The 23,556-nt window shown below is 41.0% G+C and carries 20 protein-coding genes; 8 read left to right on the top strand and 12 right to left on the bottom strand.

Features of this window, described 5'->3' with window-relative positions:
- The first annotated feature begins 245 nt into the window (after nucleotides 1–245).
- A complete protein-coding gene (locus B4J23_RS00360) occupies nucleotides 246–1,628 on the top strand; it encodes a WS/DGAT/MGAT family O-acyltransferase (RefSeq protein ID WP_291358167.1) in 1,383 nt (460 codons plus the stop codon).
- Between the two features lie 157 nt (nucleotides 1,629–1,785).
- Here B4J23_RS00360 and B4J23_RS00355 read toward each other — a convergent pair whose 3' ends face one another.
- From B4J23_RS00355 to B4J23_RS00330, 6 genes are all read right to left on the bottom strand, one after another.
- A complete protein-coding gene (locus B4J23_RS00355; RefSeq protein ID WP_004783090.1) occupies nucleotides 1,786–1,959 on the bottom strand; it encodes a PA1571 family protein in 174 nt (57 codons plus the stop codon).
- A gap of 132 nt (nucleotides 1,960–2,091) precedes the next feature.
- Nucleotides 2,092–3,546 carry a ribonuclease G gene (rng, locus tag B4J23_RS00350; RefSeq protein WP_005234484.1) on the bottom strand — a complete coding sequence of 485 codons (1,455 nt, stop codon included), beginning with the start codon at nucleotides 3,544–3,546 and terminating at the stop codon, nucleotides 2,092–2,094.
- Nucleotides 3,547–3,585: 39 nt separating this feature from the next.
- On the bottom strand, nucleotides 3,586–4,152 hold the full coding sequence (locus B4J23_RS00345) for a Maf family nucleotide pyrophosphatase (protein WP_180002471.1): 567 nt from the start codon (nucleotides 4,150–4,152) through the stop codon (nucleotides 3,586–3,588).
- Nucleotides 4,140–4,631 (bottom strand): rod shape-determining protein MreD, encoded by a 492-nt coding sequence (gene mreD / locus B4J23_RS00340; RefSeq protein WP_004783095.1) that lies wholly within the window; start codon nucleotides 4,629–4,631, stop codon nucleotides 4,140–4,142. The genes B4J23_RS00345 and mreD overlap by 13 nt, the downstream gene beginning before the upstream one ends.
- Nucleotides 4,618–5,475: a rod shape-determining protein MreC gene (mreC, locus tag B4J23_RS00335; protein ID WP_166139623.1), complete on the bottom strand. Its 858-nt coding sequence runs from the start codon at nucleotides 5,473–5,475 to the stop codon at nucleotides 4,618–4,620. Before mreC ends, mreD begins: the two co-directional genes overlap by 14 nt.
- A gap of 16 nt (nucleotides 5,476–5,491) precedes the next feature.
- On the bottom strand, nucleotides 5,492–6,538 hold the full coding sequence (locus B4J23_RS00330; protein ID WP_005234480.1) for a rod shape-determining protein: 1,047 nt from the start codon (nucleotides 6,536–6,538) through the stop codon (nucleotides 5,492–5,494).
- 133 nt (nucleotides 6,539–6,671) lie between these two features.
- Here B4J23_RS00330 and gatC point away from each other — a divergent pair, with 133 nt between their 5' ends.
- Genes gatC through B4J23_RS00310 form a run of 4 tightly spaced genes read left to right on the top strand, consistent with a single transcriptional unit; the run spans nucleotide 6,672 to nucleotide 11,320 of the window.
- Nucleotides 6,672–6,986, top strand: coding sequence for an Asp-tRNA(Asn)/Glu-tRNA(Gln) amidotransferase subunit GatC (gene gatC, locus B4J23_RS00325; RefSeq protein WP_005234479.1), 315 nt, complete (start codon nucleotides 6,672–6,674; stop codon nucleotides 6,984–6,986).
- Nucleotides 6,987–7,038: 52 nt separating this feature from the next.
- On the top strand, nucleotides 7,039–8,517 hold the full coding sequence (gatA, locus tag B4J23_RS00320; RefSeq protein ID WP_180159348.1) for an Asp-tRNA(Asn)/Glu-tRNA(Gln) amidotransferase subunit GatA: 1,479 nt from the start codon (nucleotides 7,039–7,041) through the stop codon (nucleotides 8,515–8,517).
- On the top strand, nucleotides 8,517–9,992 hold the full coding sequence (gatB, locus tag B4J23_RS00315) for an Asp-tRNA(Asn)/Glu-tRNA(Gln) amidotransferase subunit GatB (protein WP_291358155.1): 1,476 nt from the start codon (nucleotides 8,517–8,519) through the stop codon (nucleotides 9,990–9,992). Before gatA ends, gatB begins: the two co-directional genes overlap by 1 nt.
- Nucleotides 9,993–10,051: 59 nt before the next feature.
- Nucleotides 10,052–11,320 carry an FRG domain-containing protein gene (locus B4J23_RS00310; RefSeq protein ID WP_291358154.1) on the top strand — a complete coding sequence of 423 codons (1,269 nt, stop codon included), beginning with the start codon at nucleotides 10,052–10,054 and terminating at the stop codon, nucleotides 11,318–11,320.
- Here B4J23_RS00310 and B4J23_RS00305 read toward each other — a convergent pair.
- Nucleotides 11,282–12,095, bottom strand: a protein-coding gene (locus B4J23_RS00305) for an IS5 family transposase (RefSeq protein ID WP_004729218.1) whose coding sequence is annotated in 2 segments (ribosomal slippage) — nucleotides 11,282–11,707 and nucleotides 11,709–12,095 — 813 coding nt in all. Because the reading frame shifts where the segments join, the coding sequence is not laid out codon by codon here. The genes B4J23_RS00310 and B4J23_RS00305 overlap by 39 nt on opposite strands.
- 737 nt (nucleotides 12,096–12,832) lie before the next feature.
- On the opposite strand from B4J23_RS00305, the gene yddG reads away from it, so the two are divergent.
- On the top strand, nucleotides 12,833–13,768 hold the full coding sequence (gene yddG / locus B4J23_RS00300) for an aromatic amino acid DMT transporter YddG (protein WP_200229981.1): 936 nt from the start codon (nucleotides 12,833–12,835) through the stop codon (nucleotides 13,766–13,768).
- A 42-nt stretch (nucleotides 13,769–13,810) separates the two neighbouring features.
- Here the strand turns inward: yddG and B4J23_RS00295 are convergent, their stop codons facing one another.
- The 5 genes from B4J23_RS00295 to sbmA form a co-directional block, all read right to left on the bottom strand.
- A complete protein-coding gene (locus tag B4J23_RS00295; protein ID WP_291358153.1) occupies nucleotides 13,811–14,305 on the bottom strand; it encodes a hypothetical protein in 495 nt (164 codons plus the stop codon).
- A 154-nt stretch (nucleotides 14,306–14,459) separates the two neighbouring features.
- Nucleotides 14,460–16,508 (bottom strand): M13 family metallopeptidase, encoded by a 2,049-nt coding sequence (locus B4J23_RS00290; protein ID WP_291358152.1) that lies wholly within the window; start codon nucleotides 16,506–16,508, stop codon nucleotides 14,460–14,462.
- Between the two features lie 193 nt (nucleotides 16,509–16,701).
- Nucleotides 16,702–18,672, bottom strand: coding sequence for a M13 family metallopeptidase (locus B4J23_RS00285; RefSeq protein ID WP_291358151.1), 1,971 nt, complete (start codon nucleotides 18,670–18,672; stop codon nucleotides 16,702–16,704).
- Between the two features lie 481 nt (nucleotides 18,673–19,153).
- Nucleotides 19,154–20,137, bottom strand: coding sequence for a hypothetical protein (locus B4J23_RS00280; protein WP_291358150.1), 984 nt, complete (start codon nucleotides 20,135–20,137; stop codon nucleotides 19,154–19,156).
- 618 nt (nucleotides 20,138–20,755) lie between these two features.
- Nucleotides 20,756–21,949, bottom strand: coding sequence for a peptide antibiotic transporter SbmA (gene sbmA / locus B4J23_RS00275; RefSeq protein ID WP_291358149.1), 1,194 nt, complete (start codon nucleotides 21,947–21,949; stop codon nucleotides 20,756–20,758).
- Nucleotides 21,950–22,464: 515 nt separating this feature from the next.
- Here sbmA and B4J23_RS00270 point away from each other — a divergent pair.
- Together B4J23_RS00270 and B4J23_RS00265 are read left to right on the top strand one after the other, a co-directional pair.
- The gene (locus tag B4J23_RS00270; RefSeq protein WP_125279298.1) at nucleotides 22,465–22,659 is read left to right on the top strand and encodes a hypothetical protein; all 195 of its coding nucleotides are present in this window, start codon (nucleotides 22,465–22,467) and stop codon (nucleotides 22,657–22,659) included.
- A gap of 569 nt (nucleotides 22,660–23,228) precedes the next feature.
- Nucleotides 23,229–23,556 (top strand): trehalose-phosphatase (locus B4J23_RS00265; RefSeq protein ID WP_291358148.1); only part of this gene is annotated, 328 nt, incomplete at its 3' end.

Here is a 23,556-nt window from a genome sequence, read left to right as displayed (position 1 = left end):
TGAAGGTCGCTGGTGGTGGGAAGAAGCCACCCATAAAGAATGTGGCTTACATGCCGGCAACTTGAAAAAATAATCTTAAAAAACCATCCGTTCGTCGGGTGGTTTTTTTGTGAACCAATCGGCTACAGAAAAATCAGTACCTTTATGCGACAAAATCGCTATACTTTGTAATGTGATACCAATAATTCTAACAAGGTTGCTTATACATGAGCAGCTGAAGAAAATGCAGTGAGGCAATCTACGCTATGCGTCCATTACATCCGATTGACTTTATTTTTTTGTCTTTAGAGAAACGGCAGCAGCCTATGCATGTAGGCGGGTTATTTTTGTTTCAAATTCCTGACAATGCACCAGCCTCTTTTATCCAGGATCTGGTGACTGATATTCGTAATTCCAAATCCTCACCGATTCCTCCATTTAATAACTATTTAAACGGTTTATTTTGGGATGAAGATGAAGAGTTTGATTTAGATCATCATTTTCGTCATATTGCCTTACCGAAACCTGGGCGTATCCGCGAGCTGCTGACTTATATTTCCCAAGAACACAGCGCACTGATTGACCGCGCTAAACCTTTATGGACCTGTCATATTATTGAAGGCATTGAAGGCAACCGTTTTGCCATGTACTTCAAGATTCACCATGCGATGGTAGATGGTATTGCAGGCATGCGTCTGGTAGAAAAATCACTTTCCCATGATCCACATGCGAAAAGTATTGTGCCACCTTGGTGTGTAGAAGGTCCACGAGCAAAACGTCTGAAAGCGCCGAAAGTCAGCCGCATGAAGAATGTGTTACAGGCGATTAAAGGCCAGCTGGAATGTACGCCACGAGTGGCTTATGAATTATCACAAACCGTACTGAAAGATATGGGGCGTAATCCGGATTATGTGTCCAGCTTTCAAGCACCAAGTTCTATTTTAAATCAGCGCGTCAGTGCTTCACGTCGTTTCGCAGCCCAATCTTTTGAATTCTCACGTTTACGTCATATTTCTAAAGCTTTAGGTGTAACGATTAATGATATCGTGTTAGCGATCTGTTCAGGTGCCTTACGCGAATATTTACTCACACAAAATGCCTTGCCGAAAAAACCATTAATTGCAATGGTGCCCGCTTCTGTACGTAGCGATGACTCCGATGTTTCCAACCGTATTACCATGATTCTGGCGAATCTGGGCACGCATAAGGATGATCCTTTGGAGCGTCTTAAAACGGTACGTCGCAGTGTACTCAGTGCTAAAGAACGCTTTAAGCGCATGAATGCCAATCAGATTCTGAACTATAGTGCTTTTGTCTACGGTCTTGCAGGATTCAATATTGCATCTGGCTTAATGCCAAAACGTCAGGCATTTAACGTGATCATTTCCAATGTCCCTGGTCCTCAGGAACCTCTGTACTGGAATGGCGCACGTTTGGAAGCCTTATATCCGGCTTCGATTGTACTGGATGGACAGGCACTGAATATCACCATGACCAGTTATATGGACAAGCTTGAAGTAGGTCTTACTGCTTGCCGTAATGCTCTACCCAAAATGCAGAATCTATTGACTCATCTTGAAGAAGAAATTCAACGCTTCGAACGGATTGTGGATGGTGAACCCGTCCCAAGTGCGAAAGCGGTCAGTTAGCCGCGGACGAATAAAATCTGGCAATGGACTGCTAAAAAGTGTGTGAGCACTTTTGCCAATCATTTAGTAAAAAATAAAGGGGCAATTTAAGCCCCTTTATTTTATTCTTTTTACAGTTTGAATGAAATTCATACAACCGCAATCTATTTTGGTTTAATTAACTTTTAATAGTACGACATTGTTTCAATAACTGATGGCAGACAGAGCGAATCATAGAAGCTGTAATCTGAACTTCATTCCCGCGTTCATCCACAATATATCCTGCATGCACAGCCTTTGGTTCTAATACGTGTTTCAAGCTTTTATTGATTACAACTTTACTCATACTCATCATAGACTCCTTTTGCTAAGCCTAGAACTGGGAGAAAGGCTTTGGCTAATTTGATGTTTCTAGTATTGTAAATATCAGTAGAGTTGTAAAATTTCAGATGTAACAAGTGTTTAACGATATTCTGTTACAATTTCAGCTGAGAATGATATCGTATTGCTCTTGCGTGTATAAATTTTCGACCTGGAATTTAATTACACGATTAATAAAGTGTTCCAGATCCGCTACAGCTGGGGCTTCTGCAGTCAACAGCCGATCAATCACTGCCGGATGGGCAACAACAGTAAAGCCACTTTGTGATTCATAAGCGCGAGCATAGCGCAGGATTTCCCGAAAAATTTCGTAACACACTGATTCTGCTGTTTTCACATATCCACGTCCCTGACAGGTCGGACAGGACTCGCATAACAAGTGTTCCAAAGACTCACGGGTACGCTTACGCGTCATCTCCACCAACCCCAGTTCAGACACCTGGGTGATCTTGGTTTTGGCATGATCACGTTCCAGCATTTTCACAAACTGGTTCATCACCTCTTCACGGTGCTGGGCTTCCTGCATGTCAATGAAGTCGATGATGATAATACCGCCCAGATTACGCAGACGCAGCTGACGTGCAATGACCTGTGTGGCTTCCATATTGGTTTTAAACACTGTATCTTCCAGCGAACGACCGCCCACATAAGAACCGGTATTGACATCAATGGTGGTCATGGCTTCAGTCTGGTCAATCATCAGATAACCACCAGACTTCAGTGCTACGCGGGTTTGTAAAGCCTTTTGCAGATCTTCTTCGACATTGTACAAATCGAAAATTGGTCGTTCGCCCGGATAATGTAGTAAACGGTCTTTCATGTTCGGCACGAATTCATCCACAAACTCTTTCAGCTTGCCGTGAATTTCGCGTGAATCGATATAGATTTTTTCGGTTTCTTCATTGGCCAGGTCACGAATGACACGCTGTGGCAAAGGCAGCTCTTCAAAGATCAATGAAGGCACTGCGATAACTTTTTGCTTGCGCTGGATGTATTCCCACAGTTTGGCTAAGTAAGCCATATCCTGAGCAATGGCTTCTTCTTCAATGCCATCCGCAGCAGTACGGACAATCACGGAACCCGGCAGCTTGTGTTCTGCCTGAATACGTTCAATGATCGAGCGTAAACGATTGCGTTCATCTTCAGATTCAATCCGCTGCGATACGCCAATATGATTGCCATATGGCATCAGGACTAAATAACGTGAAGGAATAGAAAGATCAGTAGACAGACGTGCACCTTTGGTTCCGAGCATGTCTTTCATCACCTGAACGGTAAGAATCAGACCCGGCTGCAATAGCTCAAATACATTCGGCGTTGGCTGGTTACGTGGCCAGACCATGTCATTGATATGCAAAAAAGCCGTTCTGGACAGGCCAATATCAACAAAAGCGGCCTGCATGCCCGGCAAGACCCGGACCACTTTTCCTTTATAGATATTCCCGACCAATCCGCGCTTGGCCGTACGCTCGACAAACAGTTCATTCACCGTGCCGTTTTCAATCAACGCCACCCGACATTCCATCGGTGTGACGTTAATCAACAACTCGTCAGACATAACAACACTCAAAACATTATAAGAATTCTTTTTCAGCAGTTAATTTAGTGCCTTAACCGTCTGCAATAACTGTACTGTTTCATATAGTGGCAATCCCACTACATTCGAATAACTACCTTCTATTCTTGGAATATAACGCGCTGCAATTCCCTGTATTGCATAGGCGCCTGCTTTCCCAAGCGGCTCACCTGTTGCCCAGTAACTTTCCATATCATGGCTATTTAGTGGCTGAAATTCAACCTGTGTACGAACTACTATACTGTATTTTTCTTCTTTTGTGCGGACGCACACTCCAGTATACACATCATGCCATCTTCCTGAAATTTTTTCCCACATTTCAAAGGCATGCTGTTTGGATTCAGGTTTCCCCAAAATCTCATTATTCACACCTAAACTGGTATCCGCAGCAATAATAATGGCATCCGGATACAGCTTGGCCACCGCCTCTGCTTTGACTTGCGCCAGACGTTCGACATAGGCTGCAATGGATTCATTTTCCAGTACAGATTCGTCTACATCTGGGCTACAGATCTCAAAGCTTAGCCCGAGTTGCTGTAAAAGTTCACGGCGTCGAGGGGAACTGGAAGCAAGAATTAAATGCGCCATTTTCTCAAAAAGTAATAAAGCACTGGCCATATGATGACACTAGTCAGCATGGGAATCCAATGTCGTGCAAATGAGAATTGTACGCCGGTCGAAATCTGGGCAAAAAAGATAATCATCAAATGTGCCAGAATCGCAATTGTCGTGATGACCCATAAATTAGCAAAGGTCAGAATACGGCGCTCACGGGTCAGGAAACGTGCCACAAAAGCAATGATGATAAAGCTAAGTGCATTGAGACCTAAAGGCGCATCAAGCAGTAAATCAATGAAGATCCCGGTAGCAAATGCAAACCAGATCCCGCACCAGGTCGGCTGACACAATACCCAGAACAGCATAACCATTAACATAAATAATGGACGCCATCCCGAAGTCTCGTAAGACAGTGGATAGACTGAGAGAACAGAAGCCACGATCACCGAAATGACAATGGCAAATAAAGGATCACGATGTGTTTTAGGTCGCATCTTAGCGATTGACATGCGGTTGCTCCATCGCTAATGAGTCAGAGAACAGCACGACGACATGATGACCACCGGCCAACTGTGCCGCTGGAGTAACATCAATCTGGGCAAATTCTCCTGAATTATGCCGTTTCACATTGGATACTGTTCCCACCAGATAACCTGCCGGAAAATGCTGTCCCAGACCTGAACTGTAAACTTTTTCACCAACTTTGATATTGGCGCTGGTCGGTACATATTCCATTTTCAGGCGTCCCAGATCCCCGGTTCCCGACACAATGGCACGCATGCCAGTATGTTCCAGACGCACCGACAAGGAGTGTTCTTTATCAGAGAGCAGCATGACCCGGCTACTATGCGGATAGACATCAATAATCTGTCCCATAATCCCCATGTCATCCAGTACGGTCTGACCGACTTTCAGCTTGTTATTGGAACCACGGTTGATCACGATGATATGGCGCAACGGATCAGCATCGGTACCAATGACCTCAGCAATTTCCATACGTCCATCAAGAATCAGAGGGGTATCTAAAAGACCGCGTAAACGAGTATTTTCTGCAGAAAGTTCTGCAATTTTTTGTAGGCGAACTTGCGCCTGCAATAGCTCAGCCTGCATCGCGGTATTTTCACGACGCAGTTGCGCTTCAGATTTGGTTTGTTGATTCAGCCATTCTCGCGACAGTACCGGATAGCTGGCCACGGCATAAATGGGGTTATAGGCCGCGTACAAGACATCCCTTGCAGGTTGAACAACATGTGGCATGCGCCAGTCAAAGAACAGCACCACCAGACATGTTATCAGTGCAATGATAAAAGAGCGAAAAGATGGCGGTTGTCGAGAAAACAGATGTGCTTGCACCCGCCGAATCCTTGTCTTAGCCTACAAATAACATGTCATGATTTGGATTGTCGAAGAATTCGAGTACCTTACCACCACCACGAGTCACGCAAGACAGTGGATCTTCAGCAACCACAACAGGCAGACCTGTTTCTTTTGCAAGAAGCTTGTCCAGGTTACGCAGCAATGCACCACCACCGGTCAACACGATCCCGCGTTCAGCGATGTCAGAAGACAGTTCAGGAGGTGTTTGTTCCAATGCAGATTTCACCGCAGACACGATGTTTTGTAGTGGATCAGAGATCGCTTGAGTGACTTCATCCGAGTTCACCACAATCGCGCGAGGCACACCTTCAGCCAAGTTACGGCCACGAACTTCAATTTCCAGCGGTTTTGCACCTTCATCTGGAAGTGCCATGCCAACTTCTTTTTTGATCACTTCAGCTGTGGTTTCACCGATCACGCAACCATGTGCCTTACGTACGTAGTTGATGATCTGTTCATCAAATACATCACCGCCAATACGCAGCGAGTCTGCATATACACAGCCCTGCAATGAAATGACTGCAATCTCAGTTGTACCGCCGCCCACATCAACAACCATCGAACCACACGCCTGCTCAACCGGCATGCCTGCACCAATTGCAGCAGCCATCGGTTCTTCAATCAGACGTACTTCACGTGCACCCGCATTATAAACTGCTTCACGGATCGCACGGCGTTCAACCAGTGTCGATTTACATGGCACGCAAACCACCACGCGTGGCGCTGGCGGGAATAAACGTTTTTCGTGTACCTTACCAATGAACTGATTTAACATGGTTTCGGTCACTTCGAAATCCGCAATCACACCGTCTTTCATCGGACGGATTGCAGAAATATTTGCTGGGGTACGACCAAGCATTTGTTTCGCGTCAAGACCTACGGCAGCAACAATTTTATGTGAACCACTGTGACGGATGGCTACAACCGTCGGTTCATTTAATATAATGCCTCGTCCTGGCGCATAAATAAGTGTATTTGCAGTACCTAAATCAATAGCGAGATCTGGCGAAAACAAGCCTATTAGTCGTTTTAGAATCACGGGGACGTTCTCAGTTAAACTTTATATGGACGCAAGGTGGCCACTTTAACTAAATGTGATGATTTGGACAAGTCAATCGCTTATCATAACGCATGATAATTTGAATTTTTTTTAATACTGATTAGGTAATATTATGTCTACATCGGATGCACAGTCTTCTGCAGATTTAAATGCAGAAACAGTTTCAGCTATTGCCAACCTCGCAAGGTTATCTCTTAATGATACGCAATCTGCTGAATATGCTCAAAGTTTAAATAAAATTTTAGGCATGATGGAAACCCTGAAAGGCATCGATACTGACGGTGTTGAACCACTGAAAAGCCCTTTCGACCACCCACAGCCTTTACGTGAAGATGTCGTGTCGGAAAGTAATCATCGTGAGGAATACCAAGCAGTTGCACCTGCTGTACAGGACGGTTTGTATCTCGTCCCACGCGTGATTGAGTAATTATTACCCAGTTCATTCTTTTTATTAAATTAAACGTAAAGAATTATTTCTCATGACAGATTTACACCGCTTATCCATTCGTGAACTGACTGAAGGTTTGGCAAATGCTCAATTTTCATCCCGCGAATTGACTCAACACTATTTAAAACGCATCGAAAAAATTGATGCACAGGTCAAAGCTTATGTGACCGTGACTGCTGAACAGGCATTAGCTCAAGCTGATGCTGCCGATGCTGCAATCAAAGCTGGCAATGCCACTGCCCTGACTGGCGTGCCCATTGCACATAAAGATATTTTCTGTACCCAAGGCATTAAAACCACAGCCGGTTCTAAAATGCTGGACAATTTTATCTCTCCTTACGACGCGACCGTTGTAGCGAAAGGTAAAGCTGCGGGCTTAGTCACACTTGGTAAAGTGAACATGGACGAATTCGCCATGGGTTCAACTTCCGAGTCTTCTTATTTTGGCGCGACCAAAAATCCTTGGGCACTGGATCACGTTCCGGGCGGTTCTTCAGGTGGTTCTGCTGCGGTTGTCGCTGCGGATCTGGCACCATTTGCAACCGGTACGGATACTGGTGGTTCAATCCGTCAGCCAGCATCTTTCTGTGGTCTGACTGGTCTGAAACCGACTTATGGCCGTGTATCACGTTTCGGTATGATCGCTTACGCATCATCTTTGGATCAAGGTGGTCCAATGGCACGTTCAGCTGAAGACTGTGCTTACCTCATGAATGTCATGGCCGGTCATGATGCCAAAGATTCAACATCAATGGACAAAGATGTTGATGACTACGTTGCCAACCTGAACGGTACTTCTGTGAAAGGTCTGCGCATTGGTATTCCAAAACAGTACTTCAATGTTGAAGGTCTGGATGCAGACGTGAAAGCACGCGTTGAAGAATCATTGAAAAAACTGGAAGAAATGGGCGCAACTCTGGTTGAGATTGATCTCAACATGACTGAAGCTTATGTTCCAACCTACTACCTGATCGCACCTGCTGAAGCATCTTCGAACCTGTCTCGTTATGATGGCGTACGTTATGGCTACCGTTGTGAAGAGCCTAAAGATCTTCTCGACCTTTACAAACGTTCTCGTTCAGAAGGTTTTGGTGCTGAAGTTCAACGCCGTATCCTGATCGGTACTTATGCCCTGTCTGCTGGTTATTACGATGCTTATTATGTGAAAGCACAAAAAGTACGTCGTTTAATTCAACAAGATTTCTTAAAAGCATTTGAATCTGTAGACGTCATCGCTGCGCCTTCTGCACCGACTACTGCATACCGTATCGGGGCAAACCTGTCTCCGGTTGAAATGTACTTAGGTGACATCTATACCATCGCGGTAAACCTTGCAGGTCTTCCTGCGATTAATGCGCCTGTTGGTTTTGACAAAGACAACTTGCCAGTTGGCTTACAGCTGATTGGTAACTACTGGTCAGAATCTCAATTGTTGTCTGTGGTACACCAGTATCAACAAGCAACTGATTGGCATACTAAACGCGCTGCAATTGCTGAGGAGAATGTATAATGGCTAAAAACGCTGCTAAACCAAAATCTAACCTGATTGACGGTTGGGAAGTCGTTATTGGTATCGAGATTCACACTCAGCTTGCGACTAAATCTAAAATCTTCTCTGGTTCTTCTACCGAGTTTGGTAATGATCCAAACACTCAGGCGAGCCTTGTAGATTTGGCTATGCCGGGCGTATTGCCAGTATTAAACAAAGAAGTGGTTGATCTTGCGATTCGCTTTGGTTTGGGTATCGATGCTTATATCGACCAGGCTTCAGTATTTGCGCGTAAAAACTATTTCTATCCGGATTCTCCAAAAGGCTATCAGATCAGTCAGATGGACAACCCGATTGTGGGCTTGGGTCATATCGACATCCAGCTTGAAGACGGTACAGTAAAACGTATTGGCGTGACTCGTGCGCATCTTGAAGAAGATGCCGGTAAATCAATCCATGACCAGTTCGAAGGTATGTCAGGCATCGACTTGAACCGTGCCGGTACGCCGCTTCTAGAAATCGTATCTGAACCGGATATGCGTTCTGTTGAAGAAGCCGTTGCTTACATCAAAGCGATTCACACGCTGGTACGCTGGTTAGGTATTTCTGACGGCAACATGGCAGAAGGTTCGTTCCGTGCCGACTGTAACGTGTCTTTACGTCGTCCAGGTCAACCATTCGGTACACGTTGTGAGCTTAAAAACCTGAACTCATTCCGCTTCATTGAACAGGCGATCAACGTTGAAATTGAACGTCAAATGGAAATTCTGGAATGGGGCGGCACCATTGATCAGGAAACTCGTCTGTTCGACCCTGTGAAGATGGAAACCCGTTCAATGCGTTCTAAGGAAGAAGCGAACGATTACCGCTACTTTCCGGATCCTGACTTGTTGCCTGTGGTGATTCCAGATGCGCAAATCGAAGCGATTAAAGCACAAATGCCTGAACTGCCTGCTGCACGTCGTGCGCGTTTCGTGGCTGACTTTGGTGTGACTGAGTATGATGCTCATGTACTGACATTGACTCGTGAAATGTCAGAGTTCTACGAAGAAGTCGTAAAAGCTGCTGGCGGTGCTGCTCAAGGTAAGATTGCGGCAAACTGGGTAATGGGTGAATTCTCAGGTGCTTTAAACAAAGCTGGCTTGGACCTTGCGGATTCCCCCGTTTCTGCTGAAAAACTGGGTGGCATGATCGCGCGTATTGTCGATAACACCATTAGCGGTAAGATCGCGAAACAAGTGTTCGGCTTTATGTGGGAAGAAGGCAAAACTGCGGACGAAATTATTGCTGAGAAAGGCTTGAAACAGGAAACTGATACAGGCGCGATTGAAGCGATGATTCAGGAAGTGCTTGCTGCTAACGAGAAGATGGTTGAAGAGTATAAATCTGGTAAAGAGAAAGCATTCAACGGTCTGGTTGGTCAAGTCATGAAAGCGTCACGTGGGAAGGCTAACCCTGCTCAAGTAAATGAATTGATGAAAAAATTGATTGGTTGATTTATTCGCTAATCAGTTGATTTCATGTTATAAAAACCTCGCTTAATGCGGGGTTTTTTATGAAACATTCAATTATCTATATATTAACTACACCACCATATTTAAAAGAAATACTAAAAGAAAAAAAGCTGAGAATTTTTGCTGGCGATTTTGTTTTATCCCATGCCTCAGATGAAGTTCAAATTTTTTATAAAATTTTAGATCATGAGACACTTACAGAATTAAAAAACTTGCCTGTATTAATTACTAGTGATTCAGAGTTATTTAAAATATTAAAAATTAAAGCAGCTAGCTACGATGAAAAAAATTCTATAATTGAAATCTTATTTACAGATGAAATCGAAACCTCTAAGAAAAGAACTGATGTTATAGAAGTGAATAAAAGAATAGAGTATCTAAAAGGTGAAAGTAATGTACTATTACAGATCATTACAGCAGAAAAAGATGATTTTATTAATCAATTAATCCAAGACTATCAAACAAATAATTTTGAAGAACAACAAATAGAATTTATTCAAAAAATTAAAAGAACAACTGAACGTGAAGAAGAAAAAGTAAAAAACCTCTCGTCTTTTTTTAATAAATTAACTGCCTTTTTTGAAAAAAAACAGGAACTAGAATTCAATGAGAGATTTTTTAGAGGACATTCTTCTCTTAGGTATCGTTTGGAACCTTCAAACTATCGTTTTCATAATAGCAAAAGGATATATCTTGATAATGAAGATAAATTATTTAGAGATTTAATTATTAATGAATCTTTACACTTTCAAAACGATAAGAACTCATTAGAAATTTTAACGAGAATGCAACACTTTTCATTACCTACAAGACTACTTGACGTAACTTTAAATCCATTGACTGCTCTATATTTTGCTTGCAATAGTAAAAAAAATGAAGATGGTGAAGTAATTATAATTTTGCCAAGTAATAAAAATATTAAATATTATGATTCCGATACTGCTAGTTGCTTAACAAATTTGGCAAAACTTAATATGGTCGATAAAAATGATATAGAAAAATATTTATTAACAAAACCAACACCTAAAAAACTTAATTATAGAAAAACTTCTCACAAAAAATTTATACACTTCATTAAAGAAGATAAGCCTTATTTTCAAAACTTAATTAAAACCACTGATTTAACTCGGATTGTATGTATCAAAAGCAAACTAAATAATGAGAGAATCGCAGCTCAAACAGGTGCTTTTTTATTATTTGGTATTAAATCTAGAATGAATGAAAAGTCTGATTGTAATTATAAAATTCATAGAATAGATCTCTTGCGAAAGTTAATTCAAGAGCATCCAATTCACCATTCCAACAATTAAATTCATTCTTAGACCAAATCGTTTCCGTCTATTTCTATACCGTTCTGTTAATATCCGAAAATATTTAAGTTTGCCGTTGATATGTTCAATTGTGATCCTACGCCGACTGATTTCTTGGTTGATCTGTTTTGCTATTTTGGGTAATGATAAATTCTTAGGTTTCTTGATTGGAATGAGTAACTTACTCTTAATCTGATGAAATCCTTTATAGGCTAAATCTGCCATAATACAAGGATAAATGATCATCTCCTTAAAATACTTACGCGCAATCGTCAGATCATGTTTTCTGCCACTTTCGACCTGTATACTTACAATTTGCTTTAGTCTTGGGTTAAAAATGACCTGTGTTTTTAGCGTATGTTTCTTCTTTTTACCGCTATAGAATTTTCTTTGTTTTTTTGGGACGCTCAATCTGTGACTCAGTGACATCAACGATCACATAATCACCTTCACTAAACTTTTGATTCCTTTTGGGTAATGCAAAAATCCGTGATTGAATCAGAGCATTTTCAACTTTATGAATAGTACGATTCACATTACTTTCAGCGAGATTATAGTCAGCGGATAATTCAATTTGAGTCCTATAACAGCGTAAGTAGTTTAGAGTTAACAATAATTGATCCTCTAAACACAAAGAATGCGGCCTTCCAGATTTTTTCTTGGCAAGTTCAGCGTGTTGTAACACCGATACCATTTTTAAGAATAATGGACGAGGAACTCCAACGAGTCGTTTAAATTCCCCATCATTAAATCGAGTTAAATTTTCATATTTCATGGGGCTAGTATAAACAATTTTTTACTTTAGCAAGAGATCTAATACGTATTGATAAAAACTCTAAAGCCGATCTTTTAAAAGAACTTGATTTAGTTAATATTAATTCAAGAACTATTTACCCGAATTTAGAGAATACAGCAAAATATTTGTTAGAAAAATATAAATGAATATGAAAAAACTATCCTTCCTCACCAAACTCGAAGATTTAGGACATATCCAAATTTCTAAATCCTTCTTTATGCGCTACTTCTGAATACCCTCACCCCCCGTCTTCTCACAGTCAGAGAAGGAGCTTTCATTGCGTATCTAATACTGTTTGAATATTATAATGGATGTTCCTTCTCCTTTCAGGAGAGGGCTAGGGAGAGGGTTTAAAACATGCTATAAAATCAAAAACAAACCTAAGAAAAACAAAAACATGCCAAATCACATTATCTTACTTAGCATTATCCTGATCATTCTTATATTCATCATTGGCGCATATCAGTCAAGACAACGCAAACCCATCAAACCACGGAGGCACACAGCCAGAGAAAGCAAACTTGCCCACCTTGCCGATGGTATCGAGCTAATTTTCACGCCCATTTTCTGGATCATTAAACTCATGATCGGGATATTCAAATCATAAAGCCGTTGTTAACGATTTTTTTGAATTTGCTCATAAAATCGTGTCTGTCCCATATTGAAAATCACTCAACAGGAATACAATCTGCACATTCTCCCATCCCGCCCTTATCATGTCGAAAAACCTCGCTACGCTGATTGGCTTAAGTGCCATTTTACAGTGGTCATCTATCGTGGGATTGCTCAAAAAGATCAGTTTTAGTATTGGACCTGACCTGGCTGTACTAATGATGTATAGCTTAAGCACCCTGCTCTTACTGGCTGTTTTTGGCGTTCCCAAACTCAAAACCATACCCAAATTTTATCTGCTGAGTGCAGCTGCATTATTTCTGGTGTATGAAATCTGCTTTGCCTATGCCGTAGCCCTTGCACAAACTGCACAGCAAGCCATTGAAATTAGTTTAGTGAATTATCTGTGGCCCAGTATGACCATCGCCATGCTGATTTTATTTCATGAACTAAAATTTCACAGCTTAGTAGTGGTAGGGCTCAGTATTAGTCTGGCAGGTATTTTTTATATCCAGACGGGCAACGGAGATATTCATTTAGCAACCGTCATTCACAATATACAAGCCAATCCAACCAGTTACATATTGGCATTCATTGGGGCAAGTTTATGGTCGTTATATTGTGTATTTACCAAAAAATACAGCCAAGGACATAACCCAATCGTGTTCTTTTTCGCAATGGTAAGTGTGGTTCTCTGGAGCAAGACGCTGCTGTTAGATCACGAACAACTACCACAACTTCTTAATATTGACTTGAATATCATGCTGTATATGTTGCTGGTGTCAGTCGTGACTGGCTTAGGTTATGCAGCGTGGAATATCGGGATTAATCAGGGCAATATCGCGATGCTGGTCGCGTTATCTTATTTTAGTCCGATCTTTTCGTCTATCATTTCGATGTGGGTGCTGAATACCAGTCTATCCCACACCTTTTGGATCGGTACGATGATGGTCACCTTAGGTTCATTTATTTGCTGGCTGTCAACCAACTGGGATGAAATTCGAGACCGACTGTTTCCGGGCAAGCTCTATAAAACTTAAACCACATTTTTGCGGTTTAAGTTTGACTGCATCTGCAATCCATTAACGGGTGATGCCTAATTTATTCCACACCTCAGGGGTCAAAAACGTCGTGACCAGTTTGCTCATATCGATATATTTGAGTACGCCACTTAGCTGACTTTTAATTTCCGGATTTTTCAGTATTTCCTCGCCCGTGACCTGCCCAAGCTCCTGGAAGCTTTCGCCTACTGCTTGTACCCCTTCAGCCTGAATCACCGCTTTGGTTTGGATTGGACATTGCTCAACCAGAATCCGCTGTAAAACCGTCGCTAGATTTCTGTCAAGCGTTTCCTTTTGAGTTGCAGTTACATTGCTAAAAGCTTTTAGATCGGGATGATTACCCAATGCCACAAAGGTCCATTGCAAGACTGTGGTTTTATCAGTGCCTGTCGTCGATTTCATCAAACAGTCACTAAGCTGATCAACCGTTGGACCGGCTGTCGCAATCTGAGTTGTACCCAGCAATGCTGTGGTCATGAAGACTGCCCGAAGACCTGATAAAACTTTTAAACCCATAATCTTTCCTTTTTCACCCGTTCAAACTGCTTGAACAATGCAGCTTCTTTGTAGCATGTAAAAGGCTGGAAAACCTGTAGAACTCTGTAACCTGAGAGATAAAAAAAGTCCCGACATCAGTCAGGACTTTTGGAATCGAATGAGGAAATCAGACTTACCAGATTTTTACCCGTTTATCTTCTTCCAGATACATTGGATCTTCTTGCTTGACGCTAAAGGCTTCATAGAAAGGTTTCTGGTTAAGTAAGGTCGCACGGCCACGAATGGCTGCTGGTGAATGCGGATCTGTTTTTAACAGCTGTAATGCCAGTTCCGGACGAACTTTGGCACGCCATGCTTGCGTCCAGCCAATATAGAAACGCTGATCTCCAGTATATCCATCAATCACCGGTGCAGGTTTGCCATTTAGTGAAAGCTTATAAGCTTCATAGGCAATCGCCAGACCTGAGTTATCGGCAATATTTTCGCCTAAGGTCAGCTCACCGTTGACGTGATAGCCCGGTATCGCTTCATAAGCATTATATTGCTCGACCAGAGCTTTGGTTTTTTCCTTGAACTTTTTATCGTCTTCTTTGGTCCACCAGTTTTTCATGTTGCCATCTGCATCAAAGCGGCTGCCCTGATCATCAAAGCCATGACTGATTTCATGCCCGATTACTGCCCCGATTGCCCCATAGTTCACGGCATCATCAGCATTCATATCAAAGAATGGCGGCTGTAAAATCGCAGCAGGGAAAACAATTTCATTGCCCATCGGGTTGTAGTAAGCATTTACCGTTTGCGGCAGCATATGCCATTCTTCACGATCAACTGGTTTACCCAGTTTATCCAGCGCAATGTCATAATTGAAACTGTTGGTACGACGCAGATTTCCAATCAGGTCGCCATCTTTAATTTCCAGCTTGCTGTAGTCACGCCATTTATTCGGATAGCCAATTTTCACTCTAAAGCTTTTCAGCTTACGGTGTGCCTGTGCTTTGGTTTCTGCCCCCATCCAGTCCAGTTTTTCCAGATTCTGTTCAAATGCCAGCAACAGGTTTTCTACCAGTTTTTCCATACGCTGTTTCTGTTCAGGCTGGAAATGTTTTGCGACATAGACTTGTGCCAGACTTTCACCGAGTACCGCATTGGTCATATCAACCCCACGTTTCCAGCGTGCCCGTTGCTCGGTCACACCGCGTAAGGTTTTGCTGTACATTTCAAAGTTGGCATCAGCAAATTCCTGGCTCAAGTAAGGTGCAGCGCCATCAATCAGATGGAATTTGAAATAGGTTTGCCATACATTGAGGGGTGTACTGCTTAAAATCTTGTTTAAGTCTTCAAAATAACTTTTTTGCGCCACAATCACGGTTTTGGTTTTTTTGTCTAAACCCGTCGCTTTAAAATAGGTTTTCCAGTCAAATTCTGGCACCAGGCTTTTGACATCTTTTAATGTATAGACGTTATACATTTTTTCGAGATTACGGTTCTGCACGTTATCCCACTGAATTTTGGCAATTTCAGTTTCTAACTTCAGAATAGATTGTGCATGTGCAGCCGCTTCTGCTTCCGTTTCACCCGAGAGCGTCAACAGCTTAGCAATATGTTTAACATAGGTTTCACGGGCACTTTTCAGTTTTTCATCGTCTTTTAAATAGTAGTCACGATCTGGTAAGCCCAAACCACTTTGACCTAAAAACACCGCCATTTGATCAGACTTTTTCAAGTCAGGAATCACGTCAAATTCAAAAGGTGTACTGACACGGTTCTTTGCATAGTCTGCAAGCAACAAAGTAAAATCTTTCTTGCTTTTCATGGCCTCAATTTTGGCTAGATCTGCTTTGAGCGGCTGGATACCTTTTGCATTTAAAGTTTCCGTGTCCATAAAGCTGGCATATAAGCTCCCCACTTTCTGCTCATTGCTGCCATAATCCGATTTGGTTTTCGCCAGCTCTTCTACAATGTCATGTAATTGCTGGGTCGAGTTTTCACGCAAAATCGTGAATGCACCCCAGTTTGGCATATCAGCCGGAATTTCCTCATGCTCTAACCAGTGCCCATTTACATGCTGATAGAAGTCCTGTTGTGGTGCGATTTTTTTATCAAAATATTGAAGATGAATCCCCGAGCCAAGTGCTGCAATAGGGGGTTGATCTGAAGCATAATTTGCAGAGGAAACGGCTAATAAAGCACTTACCAATGCGGTTTTTAGAAAAATTTTCAAAGCTTGCTATCCTCGCGCTTCACTGCGCAGCTGAATTTATCAATACGTGTTGACCTGATAATCAAACACTTAAATCTTTATAAGCAGCATATATGCCAATTTTTAAACTGGTCTTGGCTCTGCATGCTGTTCCTTCGCAGAAAAAAATAGGCCTGTCTCTTTTCAGATAAACAGACCTGTTTTTTAAAACCTGTTACCAGATGGAGATTCGTTTTTCAGGTGATAAATACATCTTGTCCCCTTCTTTAATCCCAAAAGCTTCATAGAAACTTTGCTGATTACGGACAGCGCCATTGCCACGTACATGACCTGGTGCATGGCTGGCAAGGTTTAGGCTGTTTAACAGATATTCAGGATTACTTTTGCTACGCCAGACTTGTGCCCAGCCCATATAAAAACGCTGATCTCCACTAAAGCCATCAATGACAGGTGCTGGCTGACCCTTGAGCGATAACTTGTAAGCCATATGAGCGATCCCTAAGCCCAGGTTGTCAGAGATATTTTCACTTTTATTTAATTCTGCATTCACCTTATGCCCTGGCAGAACTTCATATTGTTTATATTGCTCAACTAAGGCTTTGGTGCGTTCATTGAACTTCTTACGGTCGCGCTCGTTCCAGGTTTCTTCACCCTTGCCTTTGGCATCAAAGCGGCTTCCTCTATCGTCAAAACCATGGCTAATTTCATGTGCGATAACAGCCCCGATGGCACCATAATTCACTGCAGGATCATGACTATCGTCATAATAAAATGGCGCTTGCCAGATGGCCGCAGGTAATACGATTTCATTCAGCTTAACGTTATAGTAAGCATTGGCTGTTTGTGGCGACATGTGCCAGGCTTCTGGATCAATCGGTTCTCCCACCTTGTCCAGTTCACGCTGGTAATTGAATAGCCGGGTCCGCTGGATATTCCCAATCAGATCATCCTTACGAATCTCTAGGGCTGAATAATCCCTCCATGCTTTCGGATAGCCGATTTTGATATTGATGCTATCTAGCTTATGCCGTACTTGTTTTTTAGTGTCCGAACCCATCCAGTCAGCTTGGTCCAGTTTCAGATGAAAGGCTTTACGGACGTTTTCCACCATTTCCAGCATGGCCGGGCGCTGGCTTTCATTAAAGTGCTTTTCTACATAGAGCTTGCCAAGCACATTGCCTAAAATACCGTTAGTTAGCTCCAAGGCAGACTCATTCCGTGGAGAACGTGCTTGTACACCCTCTAGTGTTTTGTCATAAAATTCAAAATGATGGTTTTGAAAAACTTCTGTTAAAAATGGCGAATAACTATTGATCAGGTTGAATTTCAAATAGGTTTGCCAGGTTTCAATTGGAACGACCTTCCATAACTGATCCAGCTGACGCAAATAATTAATCTGCGAGATCGCAACCTCTTTTCTTGCTCCTTTTAAGCCCAGTTCTGAGAAATAATTCATCCAGTCAAAAGAAGGCATATAGTTAATAATATTTTTAGTTTCAACGAGATAGGTTCTCACCTCATCATTGCGCAGCTCCACAGCGGACCAGCTAATTTTTGCCAGTGCCTTTTCCAAAGCCAGGATAGTGCGAGCATCTTCAATCGGCTTAGGCTGACCGGCAAAATTCAGGGTATTGGCGATATAAAGCATATAAGTATTGCGAATTTCCTGTTGTCGAGGCTGCTCACTCAGGTAAAAATCACGATCAGGCATTCCCAAACCACCTTGCCCTACATACATCATCGCCTTGGAAGAAGCTTTACGGTCCTGATAAAAACGGGTAGAGAATGGCAAATTCAGATTGATTTTTTCCGCATAGGCAAAAAATTCTGCCAGATCTTTTTTGGTCTTGATACTTTCAATCCGCTGCAGGTCTTGTTGCAATGCCTCAAGTCCGAGCTGTTCTAGCCGATCGGTATCCATATAACTGGCATAGAGATCTGCGACCTTTTGTTCATTGCTACCTTGCGGATACTGTTTTTTAGCCAGCTCATTAAAAATGTCAAATAACTGCTGGGTTGATTTCATACTCACTTCAGCAAATGCACCCGACAATGCCTGATCTTCTGGAATCTTTGCGGTTTTCAGCCAGTTTCCATTCACGAATTGATAAAAATCCTGCTTTGGATCAACCGTCCGATCAATCGCATTCAGATCAATTGCCGATTTTAATGAAGTTGTACTCACTGCATAACTCACAGACGAATGTAGAAATGCACCCACAAGAATCAAATGACTTAAAATATGTTTTCTCAAGCGATAAATCTCATTATTGTGTATGTTAAAAATCAATTAGTTTTTCTTGCTCAGTCCATAAGCACAAAACTGATAATTTTTAAGCAAAAGATATACCAATAATTTCTAAAATATGCCGTTGAATTAGCTTGTATTTAACAGGAGATATAGAAGAGAAAATCTGAGATGGCGATGGGAGATTCACTGTGAAATAAGGTTCGATTTGCAACCTAATACTAATTAATTTTTATTCCTATCAATAGGATAACTATTTATCTTCTATCATTGGTATTCAAAAGAAAAATATTATTTTTAAGTCCGCCTATGCTTAAGAAATACTTTTTTCAATATCACCAATCCTTAAAGTAGATGACTTTTCATGAGCATCTAATCTGCTAAATAAATGATCAAACTGCATGTGAAAATAATAGACTTATTTTAACTGTCTCAACTGATTCTTCGCCCCAGTATGGTTATAGTTGGTGGCCAGATTCTGCAGTACTCGTTTGGCCTGAACCTTGGAATTTGGAATACGGTTGGCATAGACTGGAATACTGCTTAAACAGCGTGCCACTAACATGCCCGATTCAGTATAGACACGTGTTCCTTCTGTACCCTGTAATTTGCCATAGTTATAGGCACGCTGGGCATTATTACAGGCATTGTTCAGGTTCTTACCGCTATTGATATCACGGCGTGCAGCTACATACAGTTTCATCTGTTGCTGTTGTGGCGTTTCGATATTACTTGTGCGAGCAGCAGGGACAGCAACCACTGTCGGTTCAACAGCAGGTATTTTTATTTCTTTCTTATCAGCTTCTTTTTTATCTAATTCCTTTTTCTCATCTTTGACTGAGGTTTTGGCTGCATTCTTTTCAGCAATTTTATTAGACTTAGCCGTAGTTTTATGGCCCTGATAGAAATGACGCGCTTCAGACGAGCTTTGAAGCTTGCTCAGAATCCGTACTGTGCGGGTAGTATTATTCTTATCTGGCTGACGTTCAGAAATCGGCTCAATAGAAACAATCCAGTTTTGTCCTTGAGGCATCGTACATTGATAAGCACCAATGCCTTGGGTGACATAACGGTTTTTGCTTAAACGGTTCTTCTGGGCAGAATCTTTTACTGAAGCCAATTGGCTCTTATACAGTAGAGAAAACTTGCCGCCCCGTTCATGACAATACTGGCTTAAGGTGGTTCGTGGATAGAGGGATTGTGGCTCCAGATGCTGCTTGGATTTTTCCCATGAATAAACATATTCTTTTGCCGAACCGTCAGCCTGATTCAAGTTTCTTTTAACAATCAGTTCTTGAGGACTTACATAAGGATGCTGCATATCTGATTTCATTTGCTGAATACTGTTACATCCAGCCAGGCTTGCTACACATATTGTTGGAATTATTAATTTTAGCTTCACTGCTTATCTCCCCCAGGCCTCTATAACATATAGCAAATGTGCCAAAACAACAATCTCAACAGATTGATAAATATAAAAATATAGCGAGACCTACCACTAAAAATGAGGAATAAAATGCCTAATTCATCCGGCTTTAATCCAGATAAATTGATCGAATTAACATTCTCCAAGCCAGTAAATACGCTGGATTGCTCATCAATTGAAAGATGAAGCAGTAGAAAAAAAGATATAAAAAACCGAAGAAACAGATCAGTTCTCCGGTTACTCATTCAACAAAAATTAGAGATATTATTATCATGGATGATAACGGCAATTATGCTCTCTATCGCTGTCTGAATGAGATTATAATTTGAATAATTTCCTTTACGTACACTAATTATTTTTATACGCCATATTATTGGAAATTAAACAGCACCCTGGCTGGCCTTTAAAATTCTAGACAAGAAAAAATAGCTTGGATACCCTAATATTGGGATGTTTTAGTGCCATTCATCCTAATTTTTTCGCACCTCTCCAGATCGTAATTTTCAATTTGATTTTGAATAAAAATTAATCAATAAAAAAGCCAGACCTATAATGATCTGGCTTTTAAAATTGTCTAGGAATAGAAGAAAAAAATTAATCGAGATGGGATTCAAATGCTTTCAAACGTTTATAGATGGAGAGCAATTCAATAATCGTAGGCCAAGATAGAATAAGATACTGGAAAGATTCACGAACCTTACCGAAAACATTCAGGATCTGCATCATCAAACCGAGTGTAATCGCACCCGCGGCAATACTTGGAAACAAAATAAATAATCCGTAAATATTGTCCAGTTGTAGATACCAGATACGAACCATATTGAAATAGGCATAGTGGAAATACAAACGGAAATAATTCTTACGTACCCGGCTAAACAGTTCTTGCAAGGTAAGCGGGTGAGCACGATCAGCATAATCTTCACCATAAACCAGCTCTTTACGATAAGCCGCTTCAACTTTCTGATTATTGAATTCCAGTCCAGGGAGTTTCATTCCGACAATCATTAAAATCACAGTTCCCAGAACTGCCCAACCGATCGACGCCCACATTAATGCATGCGGTATTTCACCGACAATCGGCAGTACTTTTACATGACTCGATAACTCATACAGGATTGGCAGGAAAGCCATTAATAGCATCAGAGATTCAATAAGTGAGACACTCAGCTGTTCCGTAGTTTTGCCAAAACGCATGGTATCTTCCTGAATACGCTGTGACGCCCCTTCAATATGACGTAACTTTTCCCAATGCGCCGTATAGTAGTCATTCATCGCCGTACGCCAGCGGAATACATAATGACTGACAAAGAACAGGTTAAACACCGCCAGCGTGACATAGACCATGGCAATATAAATAAAGGTCAATGCACCTTGATATAATAGGCTGACATCTCCGCCCCCTTGGGTGAGCATATTCTGGATCTGGTCATAGAACGGGCTATACCATTCATTTAAGACGACATTAACCTGCACCCCAAACCAGATATTGAACAGGATAAAGGCCGAGCCCCACACGGACCAGCGCTGCCAGGGATGTTTCGCTTTAAAATACCAGAAGGTAGCGAATATCGCGGTACTCACAAAAAACCAGAGATAGAACCAGAGAAATTTTGGCGCCCAGAAGCGGCTGACTCCTATCGGCATTTTAAGATCATGATAACCTTCGGTCATACCCAAATAGACACCCCAGCCTGATCCACCACTATGCCAAAGGCCAAGATTGATCAGAAACCACAGTACCAGACTACTAAAGAACCACACTGGTTGTGGAAAAAATGACTTAAACATTGGGGCTTAATTCTCCTTATAGATGTACGGGTCATCCAAATGACGCACAGTTTATTCTTATTTTCAGACTTTCAACGAACTGCAGCATAAATTTGCAATTCAATGTAAAAAATTACATACAAACACAAAATCGCTAAAGCTGAATTAATATCAGATTATATGATTCTTGCCTTAATACTAGCGCATAACGTACACAATAGAATGGAGGAGATCATGACTGGCCTGTCAAAAAAGTGACAAGTAGATTTTGCGCTAGATTGACTATTTGGCACCATTTGTCTTTTTCTCTTCTTTTCGTCGGTAAATAGACTGAAAATATTCGAGTTTAAGAAACTCAAATCGTTTGAAAGTTAAATCTTAATTTTTAGCCCTTTAATTTACCGGCTTAAGCGCTTTTTAAGAAAAAATTGACCGACTTGTTGACTTATGTCTCGGTTTTTCAAAAATTAGTTAAATGTGCAAAAATCATGTTAAGATTAAAAAACAGCGAAGTATCAATATTTGGGAATAAAAATATGGAAAGTTCTGTGATTGAATTACTTAAGCCAGTAACCTTGGAAAAGGAAAACTGTCACCCGATTATTTTTGAAGCTGGTACTGTTTTAAAAGTTTTGATGCAAACCCCTACCAGTCTTTTAGTCAGTAATGATGATGACTTTAACTTTACTATTCCATTGAAAGATGAGAACGATGTCTGGAGAGAGCTATAAGCACTCTGCTCTCCTCTTTATGGGGTTATGTCTACACCTAGTCTCTCAACGATATAACCCTCTCTCTTCTATGTAGCACCAAGATTTTATAATTTATCCTTCCTTTCAAAACCGGCCCTAATAAAAAATTAATAGGCTGCACTATATTCTTATTTTATATTAAATGTGTTTTTTAAATATTTCTAATTTAATGCCTATTATTTAATAGAAAGCCAATGAATTAATTTTTAGAAATATAAATCAAAACCATTTTTTACATTAAATAATCAAAAGAATCTTATTTATAGCACTCAAACTTACTCAATCACTTAATATGCAATATGTTAAATATCATTATTAATATATTAAAAATCACTGAAAAATTATTTTACAAATATACAAAGAATATCAACTTTTTCTGCTGAATATTTCCAAATTTTACAAAGTAACTTTACATGTCAAAAGTGTTTCTTTTCTGCGCCTAAAGCCATTTTGAAAAATAGAATATGTTATAAAACTAATTAGATTAAAAATCACACAGTTTAACTCTAAATTTTAATCTATTTTATATCATGCACTTAGGTGGATTTATGTCAGGCATACATAGGGAACAAGATTTAGAAGATTCATCTAGCTCATCTTTTTATATATCGCCAAAGATGATTTTAAATGATTGCAACCTGAATATGGACTCAAATCAGGTTGTTTTATTTCTTGATATTGACGGAACAATCTCTGAATTTCACCCAGATCCAGATAAAAGTATAATTCAACCTGAAATTATAAATATATTGGAAAATTTACAACAATATATTCAGCTGATATTAGTTACGGGTCGTTCTATTTTACAAGCACAAAGACTTATTCATCCTCTGCAATGGAATATCGCTGGATCACATGGTCTGGAATTAATCTATC

It is taken from the genome of Acinetobacter sp. UBA3025 (assembly GCF_002367915.1).
GTDB lineage: Bacteria > Pseudomonadota > Gammaproteobacteria > Pseudomonadales > Moraxellaceae > Acinetobacter.
The sequence above is the reverse complement of the archived record's forward strand: the minus strand, read 5'-3'. Positions and strand labels throughout refer to the sequence as shown.